This window comes from uncultured Campylobacter sp., from assembly GCF_938018035.1.
Taxonomy (GTDB): Bacteria; Campylobacterota; Campylobacteria; order Campylobacterales; family Campylobacteraceae; genus Campylobacter_B.
This window is the reverse complement of record NZ_CALIJF010000085.1, coordinates 1-1359: the sequence shown is the minus strand read 5'-3', so window position 1 is coordinate 1359 and position 1359 is coordinate 1. Positions and strand designations below refer to the sequence as shown.

At 51.1% G+C, this 1359-nt stretch carries 2 pseudogenes; one reads left to right on the top strand and one right to left on the bottom strand.

What is annotated here, in order from left to right:
* A pseudogene (locus Q0257_RS02695) lies at positions 1 to 869 on the top strand (hypothetical protein); the annotation flags it as partial.
* Between the two features lie 407 nt (positions 870 to 1276).
* Here Q0257_RS02695 and Q0257_RS02690 read toward each other — a convergent pair.
* Positions 1277 to 1359 (bottom strand): annotated as a pseudogene (locus Q0257_RS02690) (hypothetical protein); the annotation flags it as partial.

Below are 1359 nucleotides of genomic sequence, written 5' to 3'. Positions count from 1 at the left end.
ATTTTTTAGCCAAAATTTACGACCGCGATTACGATCTAGGCGAGAAATTTAGCAAGTGCGTGGAATTTTTAAAATTTGAGCGCGGCACGCTGTATCTGCTCTCGCGCGCGCAGGGGCAGGACAGAGAGTACCTGCGCAAGGGCTCGCGAGCGATAAATAGCGTGTTAAAATCACTCTTCGGCGAGAGCGCAGCCATCAAGATCGAGCAAGGCGCGCCGCAAAACGGCGATGATCCCGCCCAAAACGAGCGCGATCGGAATTCCGCAGGTGGCGCAACTGCTACGCAAAGCAAGAATTCTACGCAAGGCACGGCTTCCGAATCCGGCGCCGATACTGCGCGCCCTGCAAATTCGACCTCACAAAGCCCTGTAAATTCCGCGTCGCAAAATTTTACTGAAAGCCCCACCTCTAGCAGCATGCAAGAAAATCCCGAATCTACGCAAACGGGCGAGCAAGATCATAGGAATTTAACCGGCGTGCAAGAGAGCGAGCAGAGCTGTGCACCGCAAATAAATTCCGCCGCAAATGAGACGCAAGCCGCAAAATTGCAAACGGATGCGGTAAGAAATTCCGAGCAGCAAAATTCGAAAAATTCTGCGACGCAAAATTCTGAACAGCGAAATTCAACGACGAATTCCAAGCTGCAAAATTCCGAAATTTCTTCAGGAGATAACGGCGGGGAGAAAGACGATCTGTTAAGATCCACCGATCCGCAAAACTACGCCGCAAAGCCCCGCGATACGAGTAAGAGCGTGCGCGCCGCCAAGGCAGGTCTCGCCGAGCTCGCAAACGGCGCGCAGGACGGCAAGGAAATTTTGATCTCCGAGATAAATAGGCTATTCGGCGAGCCCACCAAAATCACAGAATAGCACGCGCTGCGGATTAAATTTATCTCCGCACGATTTTTGGAATTTAAGAGCGCAAAAGCAATTCCGAAATTTACGCAGCGAAGCAAGCCTGCACGATTTTAAAATTTCTACCCACTCCGCTCGGCTTCGCATCGGCGCTTGATATTTCGAGGCAAACGGCTTCGGCGGGAATGAGTAGCAAAGAGTTGCACCTGCTCGCGCGAGCTTTGTGCGGATCCAAAAAGAGCGCGGGCAGGCTGTGAAATTTTTAAATTTTAACGCAGCTTTATTTCTCATCATACTGGTTAAATTTCACGGACCGGAATTCTGCGCGCCAGAATTTTTGGTATCGAAATTTTTGCCATTAGAATTTTCAGCATTCTAATCTTCACCGCCAGAATTTTGCGAAGCGGGGTTTTGCCCGCGCCCAACTCGCAGTAGACGCAGTTGAAGTTGCACTGCTTGCGCTGCGGGCTCAGATCAATGCCGAGGCTGCGCCCGAACCTACGCG